This is a genomic window from Paenibacillus sp. JT22N1, from assembly GCF_059692155.1.
Map to the genome: position 1 here is coordinate 63171 of NZ_JCAUAW010000012.1, position 16109 is coordinate 79279.

Genomic DNA, 16109 nt, shown 5'->3' on the forward strand with positions numbered 1-16109 from the left:
GAACATGATTAAAGGAGGATTTATATGGCGCAAAAAGTGAAAGTAAGTCCGCAATTCAGAACACTTTGTATGCAATTTAGCAGAATCTTAGGAGGTGAATCGGAAATTGAAGCAGGCCCGGTTTGTTTTGTGACGCGAATGACGAATTTAAGAGAAACGATCTTAGGAAGAAGAACGCGCTCCCCTCTGGTTCAAATGCAAATGTTCTCGTTTGAATCGCTAGATAGTACGGGGCGTGCGCTATGCTTGGGTGAGACTGCCGTTCATCAAAATCAGGTTAATCGTTTAATAACGAACCTACGTAAACGCGGGATAAAAGTGACTGCGATGCATAATCACTGGTTAAAAGAAAATCCTCGATTAATGTATATGCACTGGGAAGCCATCATGAATCCTGTCGTATTTGCGACAAGAACCAAAGAGTCCATTGCATTCTTGGGTTAATCGCCGTTGAGTTTTGTTCGTATCTTATTATGAAAGGATGTTTTCATATGGCGCCACGAGTAAGTCCAGCCTTTAGAAAACTATGTGATCAATTTTCAACCATTTTAGGTGGAACCGAGCATGAAATTACAAAAGGTCCTGTTTGTTTTGTTACTAGAACTAGAAGGTTTAACGCCTCTATTTTAAGAAGACGTACAGCATCTCCTTTAGTCAATTATCAACTGTTCTCGTTTGAATCATTGGACAAGTCGGGTCGCGCACTCTGTTTGGGGGAAACGGCTCTCTTCCAAAACCAAGTAAATCGCTTGTTGACCAATCTTCGCAATAACGGGATTAAAGTAACAGCAGTCCATAATCACTGGCTGTTCGAGAACCCGCGTCTTATATATATTCACTGGGAGTCGATTGATAATCCTCTTGAATTTGCAAAGAAAGTAAAACGTTCTATCGCTTTTCTGGGTTAGCTAATTATAAAAAAACATCGAAATATTATTTCGATGTTTTTTTTAGCTTTTAAGAAGGAAGGCTTACCGCTGTTTGAATGTTCAGCAGATCAAGCTTCAGCTGCTCTTGTGGATTCCATGGATGATAAAGCCGTTGGAAAGGCAGCCGATTGAAGTCGGCAGCCTCAAGCGAGCTATCGTTCCCTTTGACGAGAACCAAACTTCATCGGATACTAATTGTCGGGGGTACATTGGCAGATGACACTATTCTAAGTCATTTCGGGGATGCGGATTAATCGGCGGATATAAGAATTGATTATCGAATTGATTATCTTTCTTCGGATCATGATCATCAGGATTTTCGCTTTCATCTGGCATCTCAGCAGCAGTCATAGCCGACATAGCTTCAAAGCTCACGAAGTCTTCGACTTCATCAAACTGGTTGTTTTCAGTCATTGCAAGCCTCCTTAAAGTGGATTTCATTACTAGGCAATTATTCGCCTTATATTTACTTTTTATTCAGGAATTCAAGGAAGCAAAGTCCACCGTCTAGATGGACCGAGGATGACCTATATTGGCAACCTTTGATGAGCTCTTGTTATCCGATTAGTTTATTATTACCACTTGATTCCTTTTTCACTAAACTGCTAACGAAACGAGGCTGCCTATTGTGCCGGCAGCCTCGTTTCGTTCTGTTTGAGCTATAGTTTTCCGTTAGCACAGTAAACTTTAACTTTAACATTGATTAAAGTCCTTTATGTCGAGACCTATATTCCCTCATCATCAAAATACCCGATATAAGGTACAGAACTGAAGTAATTCCAAACAATTTAAAAATACTCGGGGTCATTGCGGTATAAAGGCTTATAGGAAGTGACCAGACAAATGCAATAAACATAAGGGAAGGCTTTTTAATAACGGACGCTAACAATGCTATACAAGCTGGAACAAAAAGCGTAAATAATGTATTTAACAAAACGTCATTGTCAACACGCTCATGAGTGTATGGATTGTAAAAAGTAAATATAATCCAAAGTATCATTGAGCCAATTGAAGCTAGTATACCAATGAGATTCGTTATTTTCATTTTCCATCTCCCCCTCCTTTTAATACATTACCATAATAATGGAAATAGGGAACAAAGATTCGTTCATCTAGCATAATCACCTCCTCCACCCTGCTAAAAAAAGCGTTCACCCAGTAGAGTGAACGCTAAAGTACTTCAAAACTTTATTGTCTACTTTAAGACACTTCTTACAAACCATTGCCCACAATATATTGCCTAGAAGAATGGATTTCCTCAACTATTTCCGTCCCACGCTCGGGACTTAAGCCATTTTCCTGAACCCATGCCCACATAGCGGCAAAAATAGGCTGCAGATTCCGTCCGCGCTCTGTTAGCTCATATTCGACGTGTAGGGGCACACCCGGGTACAGTGTGCGCGTTATAATTCCCTTCTCCTCCAGCACCCGCAGCCGATCCGTTAACGTCTTCGGACTAATCGGGTTCAGCCTTCGGCGAAGCTCTCCAAATCGCTTAGTGCCGACAAACAACTCCAGCAGAAGAGGGAGGGTCCACTTGCCATCCAAGATTTCCAGCAAAGGATCAATGGCTTCGATACAAGAGCGATCCAACATCGGCGTTTCCTCCATAGTTCATTTTTTGAAACTATTGCACTTTATTGTAACTACTTTTCAAATGTACCACAGTCGGCTACTATTGAAAACAGAAAGAGCAAAAAAAGAAATGCAACAGATGGGAGGGAGACGACAATGAAAAGACCATTTGACGTGGATGTGATGGAGTACCCGTTTAAAGACCATTGGCTGCCATACCGCAACGGAAATATTCATTATATTGACGAAGGAAACGGACCGACAGTTCTTCTCCTTCATGGGAATCCGACGTGGTCATATCTTTACAGGAATGTCATTAAGGAGTTGCGCGGTGAATTCCGACTTATCGCTCCGGATTATCCCGGCTTCGGAATGTCCAAAGCGCCATTCGGCTATGGTTATACGCCGCAAGAGCATTCGGAGGCCATATCGGACTTCATCCGCCGCCTGGATCTGAAAGACTTTATCATAGTGGTCCAAGATTGGGGCGGGCCGATCGGCCTTAACTACGCCATACGGAACCGGGATCAGCTACGTGGAATCGTCTTGATGAACACTTGGGCGTGGCCAGCGACGCTGCTTCCGATGAAATTGTTCTCTCTTGTGATGGGAGGCTGGCCTTTCGGATATTGGCTACAGACTCGCCGTAACTTCTTCGCCAAGGTCATAGTTCCGCAGGGAATCCACCATGCCGAGAAAGTGACGGAAAGCCTGAGGAAAGCTTATACTGACCCGTTCCCGACACCGGAGTCCAGAATCCCGACATGGGTATTCCCCGGGCAGATTCGCAAGGCCCGGTCTTGGCTGGCGGCGATTGAATCGGGACTGCCGTCGTTATCCGATTTGCCCACGCAAATAATGTGGGGGACAAAAGACAGCGCCGGCTTCCCACTTGAAGCCATGGCCAAATGGCAGAGCTATCTGCCGATGAACGAAACCGAAATCCTCGACGATGCTTCTCACTATGTGCAGGAAGATCGACCGGATCGGGTAGCAGCATCAATTCGAAAAATATGGTCAAGGACCTCAGGAGGAAAAATCATATGAAAACTATTTTATGGGCAACATTAAGCGCCAACGGTAACTATGCACAGTCGAGTCCCGAGAACCCGCCGAAGAAGGAAGCACTTGATGATTTTGCGAAGCATGCCAAAGCAGCCGGGAATTTTATTGTAGGACGTCGAACTTTCGAGGCCATGGCGGCCAGCGGCGGTACCGGCGGCGGTCCCTTTGCCGATTTGGATATCGTTGTGGTTTCCAAGAACGTTGACGCCCTTCCGGGGGCAACGATTGCAAGATCGCCGCAGGAGGCCCTGAACTACCTTCGGCAGAAAGGACATCAAACCTCAGTTGTAGCGGCCGGCGCTGTTCTGCACAATGCATTTTTAGGTCAGGGGCTTGTCGACGAGCTGATCTTCAATGTAGCGCCTGTGCTGGAGGGCAAGGGCCTTCATCTAATGATCGACACAGATAATTATACGTTCAAAGATGTTCAGCTTCTAGATACCAAGCCGCTTGGCGGCGGCGTCATCCAGCTGCATTACGCGGTTAGCCGCTAGTACAAGTGGTTGATCCAACCAAACTGTCAAAATAACATTAAAGCGATAAGATAACCATTAAAATGGCTGTCTTATCGCTTTTTATATTGTTGTTTGTAACGGTAAGTATTGGGGGTCAAACCTCACTGTCTAAACTAATGGATCCAGCAGACTCCGGTTAGGATCATACCATAAACCTATATCCGGATCCCCAAACGGTTCCTATGTACTGGGGTTTAGATGGGATTTCCTCAATTTTCTCTCTGATCCTGGCAATATGAACCGTTACCGTAGAGGCGTCGCTCATCGCATCCATCCCCCAGATCCTCTCAAATAGCTCTTCCTTGCCAAATACCCGATTGGGATACTGCAAAAGAAACAGAAGCAGGTCAAATTCCTTTTGGGCCAGAACGACTTCATTTCCGTTCACAAAAACTCTTCTGGCATCCTTTTGAATTTCAAGACCCCTAATCTGGATCGTGCTTCCCTCATTCCCCTTTCCAAACCGCTCTTTCATCCGCTCGAATTTTTTCAGATGAGCACCAACCCGTGCTACCAGCTCACCCGAGCTGAACGGCTTTGTAATATAATCGTCCGCACCGAGGCCCAAACCGTTAATTTTATAAATTTCCTCTGCTCTCGCCGATACCAAAAGCACTGGAATATCATCCTGCTCACGAACTGTTTTCAACACTTCAAACCCATCCATATCTGGCAGCATGATATCTAATATAACAAGCTCAAACTCTTCCTCTTTTAGAGCTCTCAAGCCCTCTGAGCCGCTGTTCACCATCTTAACCGAGTACCCGCTGAGCTCAAGGTAATCCTTTTGCAGATTGGCAATACTTTGGTCATCTTCAACAATCAAAATTCTTTTCATCATTACCTCCAGACATGTTAGAACTTCTTAAGAGATATCATGATCCCGGTTCCCTCTCCTACATTGCTTTTAGCCCATATTTTCCCGTCGTGCCCTTCTATTATTTGTTTAGCTATGGCAAGACCTAGTCCACTGCCGCTTTTTCTTGAAGGGTCTACCTGATAAAATCGTTCAAATATGAAGGGAAGTTTGTTCTCGGGTATTCCTTTTCCATTGTCCTTAATTTCTATAATAGCAGACGTTCTAGTTTCCCTGAGTATAATGTCAATCTTTCCATTCGACTTTTCTGCATACGTCATAGCATTATCAAGAATGTTTTGTACGACCCTCTTTAATCTTTCACGATCAATTAATACTTTGACAGGCTCCTTTAATTCATTTATCAACGCTAAGGATAAATTAGCCTTTTCACATTCATATTTATGATCCGCGACGCAATCCTCGAAATAACTCGCCAAATCACTCTTTTCAAAATGGTAAGGAAGCTGGTTCAAATCGAGCTTAGAATATAAAAGGAGATCATCGATCATCGCGTTTACCAAAATAGCTTTGGATCGAGCGGTTTCCAGATACTCCTCCATTTTCTCAGGCGTCTTGGCTACCCCATCGATAATCCCTTCGATATATCCTTTAATGGAAGTCACAGGCGTCTTTAAGTCATGAGAAATACTTGAAACTAAAAACTTCCTGTTATCATCATATTTTTGCTGCAAATAGACAGACTCCTTCAACTTGATCCGCATTAACTCCAAGGTTCTGCCTAATTCCCGAATCTCACCTTCGCCTTCTTCGGAAATCTCGCCGCTCAGATCCCCTTCCCTGATTTTTATAGCGGCGTCCTTTAATCTGGATATCGGTAAAATAATTCCACGTGAGAACTTATACGAAATCCAAAAATTCATTAGCAAAAAAACAACCGTGAAAAAACTGACCGTAAAGATGCCAAGCAGCATATAAAAGCTTGTTTTCACCTTGATTGGCGCAAGCAACAGCAGAATGCCCGTATCACCGGACGGAAGTTTGTAATCCGCTCGGGTAAACATATACGTTTTGCCATCAAGCTCTATCTCATCGCGATTAGACCTGTCGCCGGACAGCATTAGGCTTTTCTCGATATCAATCTTATTAAAATTTTGAGTGGCGTACAAAACCTCTCTACCCACTAAAATGATAGCACTGGCACCCAAAACGATCACTCGATCAGAGAGCTCTTGTTGATATTTCTTATCCAAGAGTTGCTCGAACCCCAAGGTCAGCGCTTCTTTTTTGATTTCACTGATCGCTGCCCTGACCTCGAACCCTTTTTGAAACTCCTTCATATCGGCTTCGCGGTCAAAAACTTTCGTATAAGTAGCAACAAAAATAATGACAGCCAGGATCGTCAAACCAATGGAAAGAAGCACAGCCAGCGTATTCATCGTGAAAAACCGTTTCGTTAAGTGCATGTATATTCCTTTCTATATATCCTTGCTGTCAAACAAGTAATACCCCGTAGTAAATAACATGATACCACAACCTGACATGATTAAAATCTGGCGGAATATTTTAAAGACATTGATCGATTCAGAAATCCAGAGGGTATACCAGTCAAACATCGACGTGATAAAAAAACTCGAGTAGGATGAGAACACTATGCCCAGAAAATTAAAACCAATAAACACAAGAATGGAGAGGAAAAATACGGCTAGTCCTCCCTGAATCACATTGGATAACAGCACGACGATAAGCGCAAACACAAATACAGGAAAAAAAGTTAAGCCATATGACACAATGACCTTTACGATCCCAAGCAGGCTGGCGGACGAAGGATTAAATATAAAACCAGCCAGTAGCGAAAGAACCATGACAAATAAAAGGTTCCCAGCAATAAATAGAGCTAAATTCAAAACCTTCGCACTAAAAACACCGAATCTGGAGACCGGTCTTAAAAGTGTTATTTTCATCGTATTCGATGAGGATTCACCGTTAAACATATCGATCGCTACAAAAATAGCAAACAACGGTAAAAGCGTATAAGCAATAAACGACAGAACTACGATGGGAAATTCAACACTCCCTACAACTCTTAATCCAAGGCCATGCTTTATCGTTGTTACGGCAATTTGACCGATCATTACGGCAAGAATGGACAATATCGCGGCTGCCATCATTTTTTTCTTTTTAAGCAGCTTCACCGCTTCATTCATAAATGCAGCTCTAAACCCTGCCATTCCTGTCCACCTCACTAACAAAATAGTTCTCAAGCGACGAATAATAAGACAGAATATTTTGGGTATATTCTACGTTGACCAGCTTGCCTCCATAAATAATCCCTATTCTTGTGCACGTTAGTTCCACATCGTGAATCAAGTGGCTGGAAATAAAAAAAGTCGTGCCTTCCTGGGAAAGCTGTTTGATCAACTTCCTCATCTCCAGCATCCCCTCTACATCCAGCCCGTTTAAAGGCTCGTCCAAAATTAACAGTTTCGGTCTCGATAGAATCGCCGCCGCTATCCCCAGTCTTTGTTTCATCCCGAGCGAAAATTTTTGTGATTTCTCATTTTTATATTTCAGCATCCCTGTGATTTCAAGACATTCATCGATTCTTCGCTGATCAATTTCTGGATAGAACCTCGCAAACAGTTTCAGGTTTTCATTTGCCGTCAAGTAGGGATACGACTCCGCTGTTTCAATCATACAGCCTACATGCTTCATCGCATTGACGTAGTCTTCTAAAATGCTCGCTCCGAAAATCTTCACATCGCCTCGATCCGGTTTCATAAGTCCTGTTATCATCTTCATGGCTGTCGTCTTCCCTGCGCCATTTGGTCCTAGAAAACCGAATATATCCCCTTGATCTACTTCTAAGTTCAACTCGCTGATTCCCCGGCCATTCTTAAATGACTTGGTTAAGTCGTTTATTTCAATCGCCTTGACTGTCAATTCATCATCTCCCTAAAAATGCTCAGGAAGCCGCATCAGCAGCCTCCTGAACATCATTTCTATTCAAATATGCGTCTGAATTCTCCATCATAATATGGTTTCGAGTTAGATTTCCACGAGTTTTTATCGATGACCTCTACATTCATTTCAAAATACACCTTGCCAGCAGAGTTTGGATGAATCGCTCCGTTTTTCTGTTCACCCTTCGCATCTGTGTAAGTAAAAGTTGAAGATGTCGCCGGATTGTATTCAAAATTAAATGTATCCTTGTTTGGATACTCGCTCTCAAACCCAGGATAAACAGTTTCTGAATACTTTCCTGTCACTTTATCACCATCTACGCTTGTAACTTCAACCGTTCTCTCGCCAATCTTCACGAACTTACCGTCTTTGTCCATAATGATATCATTTTTATATGTTCCCACATATTTACTGCTAAATCCGCCTGAATAACTGACCTTCTCAACCTTTGCGCTCGTTAGGTCAGGCATGGTAATCTTCGTGCTGCCAATCTCCGAGAGCTTGACCATGACATTCAAGTTTAAGTCATGCTGAACCCCATTTTTATCTTTTCCTGACAGAGTGATATCACCCGTCACATTTTCCAGATAGCCTGCTTTATTTTCAACGGCCGTACCCACAACCTTTTTCACAAAAATATCGCTCTCTATTTTCGGTAAATCTCTCTCATCATTAAGCATCTGCTTGATACCAAAGGAGGAGACAGCATTCACGACGGCCGGCACCTGTGCCTCGGACAAGCTTCCCGAATACACTTTTCCACCGTTAGTCCCTTCCTCTACTTGCACATAATCTTTCAGAGAGCCAACCACGGCGTCAACAATTTTTTCTATCTCCGCTGCTCCGTTTTCTTTAAAAGGGTTACTGAAATCAGCTGGCCCTTTTTGGTTCACATCAGCCGGATATTCCGTTACGTAATAGGTATTATCCATACCGCTTTTCCTAACTGAAAGCTTCTTGTCGGAATACGAATAACTGGAGGTGGTTTCGCCCTTTGCGGTTTTAGTCACCTTATTTTCCTCAGACACCTGGTTTACCGTATCCATTTTCGCGATCATGGAATCTTGAAGCAAGGTTTGATCATTATCTTTCAATACATACAGCGCCTCGACCGTATAGTTGTTTAGATCCTTTTCCATCAGAGCAGCCGTGTTTTTGGCTGAATCTTTCAACCGGTCATACCCGGATCCAAGCAGCGCATCGGCGAAAGCGGTAGATACGAATAGACAGGCTCCAAGCGTGAATGAAAGTACAGTAATTGATTTTTTGCTAAGTTTCATCTTTGTTCTCCTTTAAACACAATTTGCGGGAAACGTTTCCTTACCATTTATTTTAATATACGCTTATTGAATCCATCTAAATGAATTATTAACAAAGTATTAACTCTCTTTCCATGCTACTTTTTTCTACCATTCCTTCGATGAGGTGAGCTTCAGAGAAAATGTTATATGAGTGTTTTGGTCATTATAAAATCTATTTGTTCTTCATCACCCATATAGAAAGAGTGGGCTCCTGTTTGAACAAAGTCCATTTTTTTATAAAAGGTAATTGCGCTCTCATTTTTTCCCCAAACCCCTAGCCAGATCTTCTCTTTATTCCGTTCTATCGCTATTTCTATAGCTTTATTTATTAGATATTTACCAAGCCCCTGTTTATGAAGTTTTTTCCTTATATAAATCCTCTCGATTTCAAGCGAATCATTGCCCATTATTTCAGTTTGAGCATCATTGGTGTTTAGCTTTAAATACCCGGCAATTTCCTCATTAGTATAAATAAAATAGAATTCCGAAGAGATATTTGATAATTCTTTTTCTAATTGTTTTAAGTTAAATGCTTTTTCCAAGTAGGCTTTCATATTTTCAGGTGAATTTTGATTCTTAAATGTCTCATTAAATGTTTCAACACTAATTTCTTGAAGTAATCCTAGATCTTCAAATGTGCACTTTTTTATATTTATAGTCATTTTATTTGTCCTCCTTTTACTAAATCAATAATTTCTCTTGTTTCCCTTTTTTACAAACTCCCAGTCTTTTTCTACATTTTTTCTGACTCTTTGCAGCAGGTTAAAAATCGTTTCTACTTCACTTTCGGAGAATCCAAATAGTGCGACCATATTGGAATAATCGTTTTCCTTTTTTATAAAAGGGTAAACAGATTTCCCTTTCTCTGTAGGAAATAGTTTTTTAATTTTATGGTTATATGGATCATCATTCTTTTCAATAAATCCATTAATCTCCAGTTTCTTTATAGCACGAGCAGCTGTTGTTCGGTCTACCTTTATCATTTCAGCTAACTTTTCTTGAATAATTCCTGGATTTTCACATATTCGCACGAGGTACAAGTACTGTCCTTTTGTAAGGTCATATTTTTTAAATTCTATATTACTTATAGAATCCAATGCCCTAGCAATCATTCCAACCTCACGTAGAATTTCCTTCATAATTGCAACTCCACTACTATTGTATTTTTCAAACGTCGTAAAAAATAGTACATCATTTTTGTTGTATTTACAACAAAAATTCAATGAACAAAAAGAGGAGCTACCGGCGAGGTAAGCTCCTTCACTATCGTTCCTCGTTAGTTCAATAACGAGTTATTAAATCAATTAATAAATTGAATCATAAACATATAGACAAGAGTACCGCTTGCAATTGACAAAAACATATTTCTCTTCCATATGTGGAGCAAAGCAACTAACACTATAGAAAGTAGTTCAGGTAATCCGTGGCTACCAGTTAAAAATTTGACGTCTTTAATACTATAGACAACCAGTAGCCCTATAGCTGCTGAAGGCAGTACTTTACCGAGATATTGTACATAACTTGGTGTGGGTCGGCCTGAAGGGAAAATAATAAATGGAAGAAATCTTGTCATCATGGTTCCCAAAACAACCATACCAATCGTAATAATTCGCTCTATTAAAGTCATTGACATATCCGTTCCCCTGCTTTCATTAACTGCATCCTCAACAAGGTAAGTACTAAGAGAATGATGATCATGGAAGGAACAATAAAGTTGCTACTGTTAAAAAGGAATAGGCATAAAAGCGATACACCTACACCCAATAATGCGCTGAAATGTGTTGTCTCCTTCTTCCACTGTTCAATAAAGATGACAACAAATAAAGCTGTCATTACAAACTCAAGCCCTTCCATATTTAGCTGCACAAATGATCCAAAAAAACCGCCAATTGTAGCTCCAAGCACCCAATAACTATGATTAAGAAGAGTGACGAAGAACATATACCATCCTTTGTTCACCTCTCGCGGTATATTCGCTGTGTAATTAATAGAGAACGATTCATCACATAGACCAAAAATGAGATAAAGCTTTTTTATTCCGGTCCCCCTGTACTTTTCAAGCATCGATATCCCATAAAAAAGATGACGCGCGTTTACCATTAATGTGAGAATTAGTGCACCTAATGGATTAAAAGTACCAAGCAACAGATTGACAGCAACAAATTCCATTGAACCGGCAAAAATAAGCAAGCTCATTAGGAAGGAATACCCTACACTGAAACCTGATACGTTCATGAAGATGCCATAAGCAATCCCCAGGAATAAAAATCCAGTCAATATGGGGATAGTAGATGGAAAGGCCGCGCGAAATGCCGATTGAAGTTCTTTTTTGTTAATCATAGTTAGCTTGCATCTCCTCGGAACGATTTACATATCCATGTCATTTTAGCAATGCAAATCCGTACAATCAACGGTATAATTGTATGGATTACAATTTTGTGAGGTATAGCATGCCGATAAATTCCTTCACTGATTACCCAATGTCGTGGAAACCCGACAGAGACGCATTGAAACGTCCACTCTATCTATCACTCGCTTTATTACTGGAACATGACATTACAAACGGATTTTTAGCTCCCGGAACAAAACTTCCACCACAAAGGGAGTTGGCAGATTTTTTAGATGTAAATTTTACGACCATTACGCGTGCTTACAAATTATGCGAGCTTAAAGGCTTCATTTATGCTGTTACCGGGAGCGGTACATTTGTTTCGCCCAACGCGGCACGCTCCATTACCATTTCAAAAGATAAAATCTCAAATGAATGTATTGATCTTGGCTTTGTTGCATCATTTGAGCAAACAAATTCTATCGTGGCCGTAGCCGCAAAAAGAGTAATAGAGAAAAGTTATTTGGAACAGCTATTGAATTACAATGATCCTACAGGAATACCACATCAAAAAATAGCGGCACTAAATTGGATGAAGGCGTTTGGCATCCATGCGGACACAGAAAATATGGCCATTGTTTCTGGAGCACTAAATGCGCTTGCAATTACGTTGTTAGCTTTGTTTGAACCAGGAAACCGGATCGCAGTCGATATGTATACATACACAAATTTTATTGAGATTTCTAGTATGTGTCGTATTAAGTTAGTTCCGATTCCCGGTGACGAGCACGGAATGCTGCCTAATGAGCTTGAAAATCAGTGCCTTCAATTGGATGTTCATGGCGTTTTTTTGATGCCTTCTTGTTCAAATCCCACTACTGTCATGATTCCAGAAAGCCGCAAAAAAGAATTAGCTGCTATTATTCGAAAGCATAATTTGATTTTAATTGAAGATGATATTCATGCCTTTCTGGCAGCTGGTATTATAGAAGATTATGGTCAGCCTATGTTTCAGCTTCTCCCGGAACAAACTGTTTATATTTGTAGTACCTCCAAGTCCATCTGTCCGGGTCTCCGAGTGGCATTTATGGTGTTTAGCGATGCATTTAAAGAGAAGATTATGAAGGCAATTTTTAATATTAATGTCAAGACATCTTCATTGGATGCCGAGATCATAACCGAACTTATTTTATCGGGAAAAGCAAATGTCATTGTTGAGGAAAAAAAACAGCTGGCTCAGTCTGCAAACCATTTATTTTCAGAGTTTTTTCCACAGCCTCTCCCTACTTGTCACCCACTAAGCTTTTATAGATGGCTTCCCATATCGGACAATGTTCATGCATCACGCTTGGAGAGTTATTTTCTGAACAAAGGAATTCGTGTTTTTCACTCTGATCGCTTTTTAAGTGGGGCCAGTACAAAGGACAATTTTTTGAGAATAGCACTTGCGTCTACAAATTCTATGGAGGAATTACAAAGAGGATTAAAGATTTTGAAAGAAAATCTAGGTGAAAATACTGACGTTTAAACACGGCCAGCGAACTCGATCATTTCAATACCACCGCGCTAAATTGCCCTTTAGCTTAATCAAAAAAAAGGAGCAGCTGCCGAGGCAAACTTCTCCTTTTAATTAAACTCTGATTTACCGTTAGTTAAGACAGATTATACGATTCTTGTGTTTACTATTAAAACATTATTACAAAAGTTTGTTCTCATAGGATTCCTGAAACCACTCATAATTCTCAAGAATACGTTTCTTGTCAGCATCACTCAATTCTAAATATCTTTCTACAATTGAATTTAGCAACCCTGATGAAAGTGACTGTCCAAATGGTTGTAAACTATCAGCGGATAAGCTGTCCATTATTGCCCCTAATAATGCGGCAGGAGCACTTAATACATTTTTGTTAAGTATCTCTATAGCTTTTTCATGGTCACATTCATACAGCAAATTAAATGCAACCGCTTGGAGAAACTCATCCCCCAAGTTTTCTTCCAATATCTTAGAACAGAAAGGTGTTGCTTTTTCCTTATCCTTTATTGATAGTTCTGTTAAAGCAGCAGCGACTTCTTCAAAATTCTCTAAACTGTTTAGAATCACAATTAATTGGTCATTATTCATACTGGAAATATACGTCTCATAATTAACAATTCTGTCCACAGCTGCGGCTTTCTCTATTTGCTTATTGTTCTCCATCATACACCTCCATATCTAAATTGTTGTTGGGATTAACTTTATAGTTGATAAATATGGCTGTCCATCAACCATCTTCCATGTTGTTAGTACCTTGAGTTTTCCATTAGGACCTTCTAGTACACTAGGGAAATCCAACGTATTTCCAGGTCTTATCTGTTTACCCACTTCTAATAAATGTTTTGCAATGGACTGGTTATTCTCTATTGTATCACTAAGTCCTACCGACTCGAGTTTTTGTCTCATATCATCCGAACGATCAAAATTATGCTTCATTTTTTCAAGTCTTTTAATTTGTTCGGCGTTATGACGGTCTGCATCAAATACCTTTCTTTGGGTCTGTTTTAATTTCTTTAAATCTCGAAGTTCATTTGTCACTTCTTGAATATTAACGTTGACTTTACCTCGCAAATATTTCTCAATTTTATCAACTGGTATTATCGTATTTCCATCTGTATAAACCTTAATTGCTTTCCCACTCTGTGGAGCAATAACCTCTTCGGTTTTAAGATATCCCGGCACGTCAACATCCGGCTTCCGGGAGCCCAGCTTGTCGAGAAGCTTGCGCACGTAGCGGCGCCCTTTCTTCCCCAGCCATCCGATTGCTCTGCCGAATGGAATTCGGCTTAGAATAATGCCTGCAGCCATTGCGAGCGCATTTTCGGGCGTCAAAAGCTTCTTGGGATCGCGGATATAGCCTGCGATCTCATGTCCGCTTCCGGCGATTCCCGACGTAGTCAACACGAAGCCGAGAGCCGGCCAGAATCCGACAAACAGCAACGATAACGCAAGGGCACCTAGCAGGATCGCACCTTGCTCGTACCATTCCAGCCGATCCCACCAATTTTGCAAGGAATCGAACATACAGGCAAAGCAAGCCGTTCCATCACCGCCCGAGTAGTAGGCTTCTATACCTGCGAACAGAGCAGCAACAAGCAGTACCGCAGCAAGTCCGGTAAGTACCTGGTAAAGAATCTTCATCCGTTCCCGGACATGTTCCTGACTGCCTGCTGCTTCCTCATTTCCATAAAGCAAATTAAATCCAAGCTCCCGCCGTCCCCGGTAGAAGCCAAGCCAATAACCGAATTTCCCCCGATCCAGGAAAAGGGCGGATATCATGTTCCACAGCTCAGAGAACGGATTGAGAAACGGCTCGTTCAGCAGACTTGGAAGGCGGTGACGCACTTTATTCAGCGACCAGTAATCGGCAATGAGCGATGCGGCCAGCATCAGCAGGAAGGCCAGCTGAGTTTTATAACCACTGCCGGTCCAGTCATTAAGACGGAACACCCAACCCGGTAGCTTGTGTTGGCCGTTATAAGCCGCGTGATCCAGAATGGACCAAAGCAAAATGATTGCCGGAAACAGAAAAACCCATTTCGTCAGTCTTGACCGCAACCGATAGGCAATTCCGCACGCAAGCGCGATCATGGCGGTATGTACGGGATGACCGACGGTCATTAGCGACGGAAACAGACTTTCTTCGAAACGCCCGGGAAACAGCGAGAAAAAGTCCCAATGGATCGTTTCGCCGCCTAGCATCGTGAAGCTGTAACCAAACTTTTTAGCAAGAATGCCGGAATTCAACCACCTTCGGGAAAGCTCCTCCATCAGTTGAAAGCCGACGCCGGTCGCCGCTCCGATGAGCGTGTAATCGCTTAAACTTAAGGCAGAAGCTCGACGCGAGAACAACAGGAAGATGCCTAGCGGAAGGAGCTTCCATAATTCTTCGAAAATTGGCGTGATAACGGCAATGGACCAAGTGTCGGAAGTTTTTCCACCGAAAAGCATGTGGAAAGCATTGACCGTAAGCGTCGTGAACGGTACGACAATAAAAACGCCTGCCAGAACGAACAGAACGATCTGCTTCCACGGCATGGTTTTGCTTCGGCACAGAAACCAAAATTGCAGCAGCACATAAAACGACCATAAATATTGAACCATCATGGTGCGCGATTCTTTAGCGAAAAACAAACTTAAAACAAACATGATTAGCGACAACCAAGAAAAAATCGTATACGCCGTTTTAATAAACGGATATTTCACAATCCATGCTTGGCAAATTCCGTATATGGCCTCAAAGAAATCCCGAATTCCTGTTCGAATGGCCCAGATCGTATTCACTACGGTCGCCTCCTTCGAAAGCCGACCTCGTGCGAGCGGGACGTCTCCCTTGACGACGGTCCGGCCATGAGTAAATAAATGAATTCATGAAAACCATGGTCACTGATCGATCGGAGCGGAGATTTACAAAGTTACACCCGCAAAATCTAACTAACCTATTCCTTGCGCAATACCATTATTATAAATATTTTTGTAAAATGTGGCAAAAGTCTTTGGTCTCAAATCTGGATGGATTATGTCGAAAGCCGCCGCGCCGCTGCGCCATCACATGTCCAAAATGACATCAACACCGGCTT

General features: G+C 41.7%; 19 protein-coding genes. 5 read left to right on the forward strand and 14 right to left on the reverse strand.

Going from position 1 to position 16109, the window contains the following annotated elements; genetic code table 11:
- Positions 1-24 precede the first annotated feature (24 nt).
- Both AC58UU_RS22725 and AC58UU_RS22730 read left to right on the forward strand, forming a co-directional pair.
- Positions 25-444, forward strand: coding sequence for a DUF1259 domain-containing protein (locus AC58UU_RS22725; RefSeq protein WP_497319060.1), 420 nt, complete (start codon positions 25-27; stop codon positions 442-444).
- A gap of 47 nt (positions 445-491) precedes the next feature.
- Complete coding sequence (locus AC58UU_RS22730; RefSeq protein WP_497319061.1) at positions 492-908, forward strand: DUF1259 domain-containing protein; 417 nt, start codon at positions 492-494, stop codon at positions 906-908.
- A gap of 49 nt (positions 909-957) precedes the next feature.
- On the opposite strand, the gene AC58UU_RS22735 is transcribed toward AC58UU_RS22730, so the two are convergent.
- The 3 genes from AC58UU_RS22735 to AC58UU_RS22745 form a co-directional block, all read right to left on the reverse strand.
- Entirely contained in the window at positions 958-1107 is a 150-nt protein-coding gene (locus tag AC58UU_RS22735) for a hypothetical protein (protein ID WP_497319062.1), read from the reverse strand.
- Positions 1108-1151: 44 nt separating this feature from the next.
- Positions 1152-1343 (reverse strand): hypothetical protein, encoded by a 192-nt coding sequence (locus AC58UU_RS22740; RefSeq protein WP_497319064.1) that lies wholly within the window; start codon positions 1341-1343, stop codon positions 1152-1154.
- A 798-nt stretch (positions 1344-2141) separates the two neighbouring features.
- Positions 2142-2525 (reverse strand): winged helix-turn-helix transcriptional regulator, encoded by a 384-nt coding sequence (locus AC58UU_RS22745; RefSeq protein ID WP_497319065.1) that lies wholly within the window; start codon positions 2523-2525, stop codon positions 2142-2144.
- Between the two features lie 135 nt (positions 2526-2660).
- On the opposite strand from AC58UU_RS22745, the gene AC58UU_RS22750 reads away from it, so the two are divergent.
- Together AC58UU_RS22750 and AC58UU_RS22755 are read left to right on the forward strand one after the other, a co-directional pair.
- Positions 2661-3551, forward strand: coding sequence for an alpha/beta fold hydrolase (locus AC58UU_RS22750; RefSeq protein WP_497319066.1), 891 nt, complete (start codon positions 2661-2663; stop codon positions 3549-3551).
- Entirely contained in the window at positions 3548-4063 is a 516-nt protein-coding gene (locus AC58UU_RS22755) for a dihydrofolate reductase family protein (protein WP_497319067.1), read from the forward strand. The genes AC58UU_RS22750 and AC58UU_RS22755 overlap by 4 nt, the downstream gene beginning before the upstream one ends.
- Positions 4064-4226: 163 nt before the next feature.
- Here the strand turns inward: AC58UU_RS22755 and AC58UU_RS22760 are convergent, their stop codons facing one another.
- From AC58UU_RS22760 to AC58UU_RS22800, 9 genes are all read right to left on the reverse strand, one after another.
- Positions 4227-4922 (reverse strand): response regulator transcription factor, encoded by a 696-nt coding sequence (locus AC58UU_RS22760; protein ID WP_497319356.1) that lies wholly within the window; start codon positions 4920-4922, stop codon positions 4227-4229.
- Between the two features lie 17 nt (positions 4923-4939).
- A complete protein-coding gene (locus AC58UU_RS22765; RefSeq protein ID WP_497319068.1) occupies positions 4940-6367 on the reverse strand; it encodes a sensor histidine kinase in 1428 nt (475 codons plus the stop codon).
- A gap of 12 nt (positions 6368-6379) precedes the next feature.
- On the reverse strand, positions 6380-7132 hold the full coding sequence (locus AC58UU_RS22770) for an ABC transporter permease (protein ID WP_497319069.1): 753 nt from the start codon (positions 7130-7132) through the stop codon (positions 6380-6382).
- On the reverse strand, positions 7119-7844 hold the full coding sequence (locus tag AC58UU_RS22775) for an ABC transporter ATP-binding protein (RefSeq protein WP_497319071.1): 726 nt from the start codon (positions 7842-7844) through the stop codon (positions 7119-7121). Before AC58UU_RS22775 ends, AC58UU_RS22770 begins: the two co-directional genes overlap by 14 nt.
- 59 nt (positions 7845-7903) lie before the next feature.
- The gene (locus AC58UU_RS22780) at positions 7904-9145 is read right to left on the reverse strand and encodes a hypothetical protein (RefSeq protein ID WP_497319072.1); all 1242 of its coding nucleotides are present in this window, start codon (positions 9143-9145) and stop codon (positions 7904-7906) included.
- Positions 9146-9309: 164 nt separating this feature from the next.
- Positions 9310-9828, reverse strand: a complete 519-nt coding sequence (paiA, locus tag AC58UU_RS22785; protein WP_497319073.1) for a spermidine/spermine N(1)-acetyltransferase — start codon at positions 9826-9828, stop codon at positions 9310-9312.
- Between the two features lie 24 nt (positions 9829-9852).
- Positions 9853-10305: a MarR family winged helix-turn-helix transcriptional regulator gene (locus tag AC58UU_RS22790; RefSeq protein ID WP_497319074.1), complete on the reverse strand. Its 453-nt coding sequence runs from the start codon at positions 10303-10305 to the stop codon at positions 9853-9855.
- 161 nt (positions 10306-10466) lie between these two features.
- The gene (locus tag AC58UU_RS22795) at positions 10467-10799 is read right to left on the reverse strand and encodes a branched-chain amino acid transporter permease (protein ID WP_497319076.1); all 333 of its coding nucleotides are present in this window, start codon (positions 10797-10799) and stop codon (positions 10467-10469) included.
- Positions 10790-11506, reverse strand: a complete 717-nt coding sequence (locus tag AC58UU_RS22800) for an AzlC family ABC transporter permease (protein WP_497319077.1) — start codon at positions 11504-11506, stop codon at positions 10790-10792. Before AC58UU_RS22800 ends, AC58UU_RS22795 begins: the two co-directional genes overlap by 10 nt.
- A 110-nt stretch (positions 11507-11616) precedes the next feature.
- Between AC58UU_RS22800 and AC58UU_RS22805 the strand changes: the two genes are divergently transcribed.
- Positions 11617-13023 (forward strand): aminotransferase-like domain-containing protein, encoded by a 1407-nt coding sequence (locus AC58UU_RS22805; RefSeq protein WP_497319079.1) that lies wholly within the window; start codon positions 11617-11619, stop codon positions 13021-13023.
- 168 nt (positions 13024-13191) lie between these two features.
- Here AC58UU_RS22805 and AC58UU_RS22810 read toward each other — a convergent pair whose 3' ends face one another.
- A complete protein-coding gene (locus tag AC58UU_RS22810; RefSeq protein WP_497319080.1) occupies positions 13192-13692 on the reverse strand; it encodes a hypothetical protein in 501 nt (166 codons plus the stop codon).
- Between the two features lie 15 nt (positions 13693-13707).
- On the reverse strand, positions 13708-15813 hold the full coding sequence (locus AC58UU_RS22815) for a PrsW family glutamic-type intramembrane protease (RefSeq protein WP_497319081.1): 2106 nt from the start codon (positions 15811-15813) through the stop codon (positions 13708-13710).
- Positions 15814-16109: the final 296 nt, after the last annotated feature.

What these genes read in the sequence shown, in the direction of transcription:
- AC58UU_RS22725 (WP_497319060.1), top strand. Translation starts at nt 25, where the DNA reads ATGGCGCAAAAAGTGAAAGTAAGTCCGCAATTCAGAACACTTTGTATG.
- AC58UU_RS22730 (WP_497319061.1), top strand. Translation starts at nt 492, where the DNA reads ATGGCGCCACGAGTAAGTCCAGCCTTTAGAAAACTATGTGATCAATTT.
- AC58UU_RS22740 (WP_497319064.1), bottom strand. Translation starts at nt 1,343, where the DNA reads ATGACTGAAAACAACCAGTTTGATGAAGTCGAAGACTTCGTGAGCTTT.
- AC58UU_RS22745 (WP_497319065.1), bottom strand. Translation starts at nt 2,525, where the DNA reads ATGTTGGATCGCTCTTGTATCGAAGCCATTGATCCTTTGCTGGAAATC.
- AC58UU_RS22750 (WP_497319066.1), top strand. Translation starts at nt 2,661, where the DNA reads ATGAAAAGACCATTTGACGTGGATGTGATGGAGTACCCGTTTAAAGAC.
- AC58UU_RS22755 (WP_497319067.1), top strand. Translation starts at nt 3,548, where the DNA reads ATGAAAACTATTTTATGGGCAACATTAAGCGCCAACGGTAACTATGCA.
- AC58UU_RS22760 (WP_497319356.1), bottom strand. Translation starts at nt 4,922, where the DNA reads ATGAAAAGAATTTTGATTGTTGAAGATGACCAAAGTATTGCCAATCTG.
- AC58UU_RS22765 (WP_497319068.1), bottom strand. Translation starts at nt 6,367, where the DNA reads ATGCACTTAACGAAACGGTTTTTCACGATGAATACGCTGGCTGTGCTT.
- AC58UU_RS22770 (WP_497319069.1), bottom strand. Translation starts at nt 7,132, where the DNA reads ATGGCAGGGTTTAGAGCTGCATTTATGAATGAAGCGGTGAAGCTGCTT.
- AC58UU_RS22780 (WP_497319072.1), bottom strand. Translation starts at nt 9,145, where the DNA reads ATGAAACTTAGCAAAAAATCAATTACTGTACTTTCATTCACGCTTGGA.
- paiA (WP_497319073.1), bottom strand. Translation starts at nt 9,828, where the DNA reads ATGACTATAAATATAAAAAAGTGCACATTTGAAGATCTAGGATTACTT.
- AC58UU_RS22790 (WP_497319074.1), bottom strand. Translation starts at nt 10,305, where the DNA reads ATGAAGGAAATTCTACGTGAGGTTGGAATGATTGCTAGGGCATTGGAT.
- AC58UU_RS22795 (WP_497319076.1), bottom strand. Translation starts at nt 10,799, where the DNA reads ATGTCAATGACTTTAATAGAGCGAATTATTACGATTGGTATGGTTGTT.
- AC58UU_RS22800 (WP_497319077.1), bottom strand. Translation starts at nt 11,506, where the DNA reads ATGATTAACAAAAAAGAACTTCAATCGGCATTTCGCGCGGCCTTTCCA.
- AC58UU_RS22805 (WP_497319079.1), top strand. Translation starts at nt 11,617, where the DNA reads ATGCCGATAAATTCCTTCACTGATTACCCAATGTCGTGGAAACCCGAC.
- AC58UU_RS22810 (WP_497319080.1), bottom strand. Translation starts at nt 13,692, where the DNA reads ATGGAGAACAATAAGCAAATAGAGAAAGCCGCAGCTGTGGACAGAATT.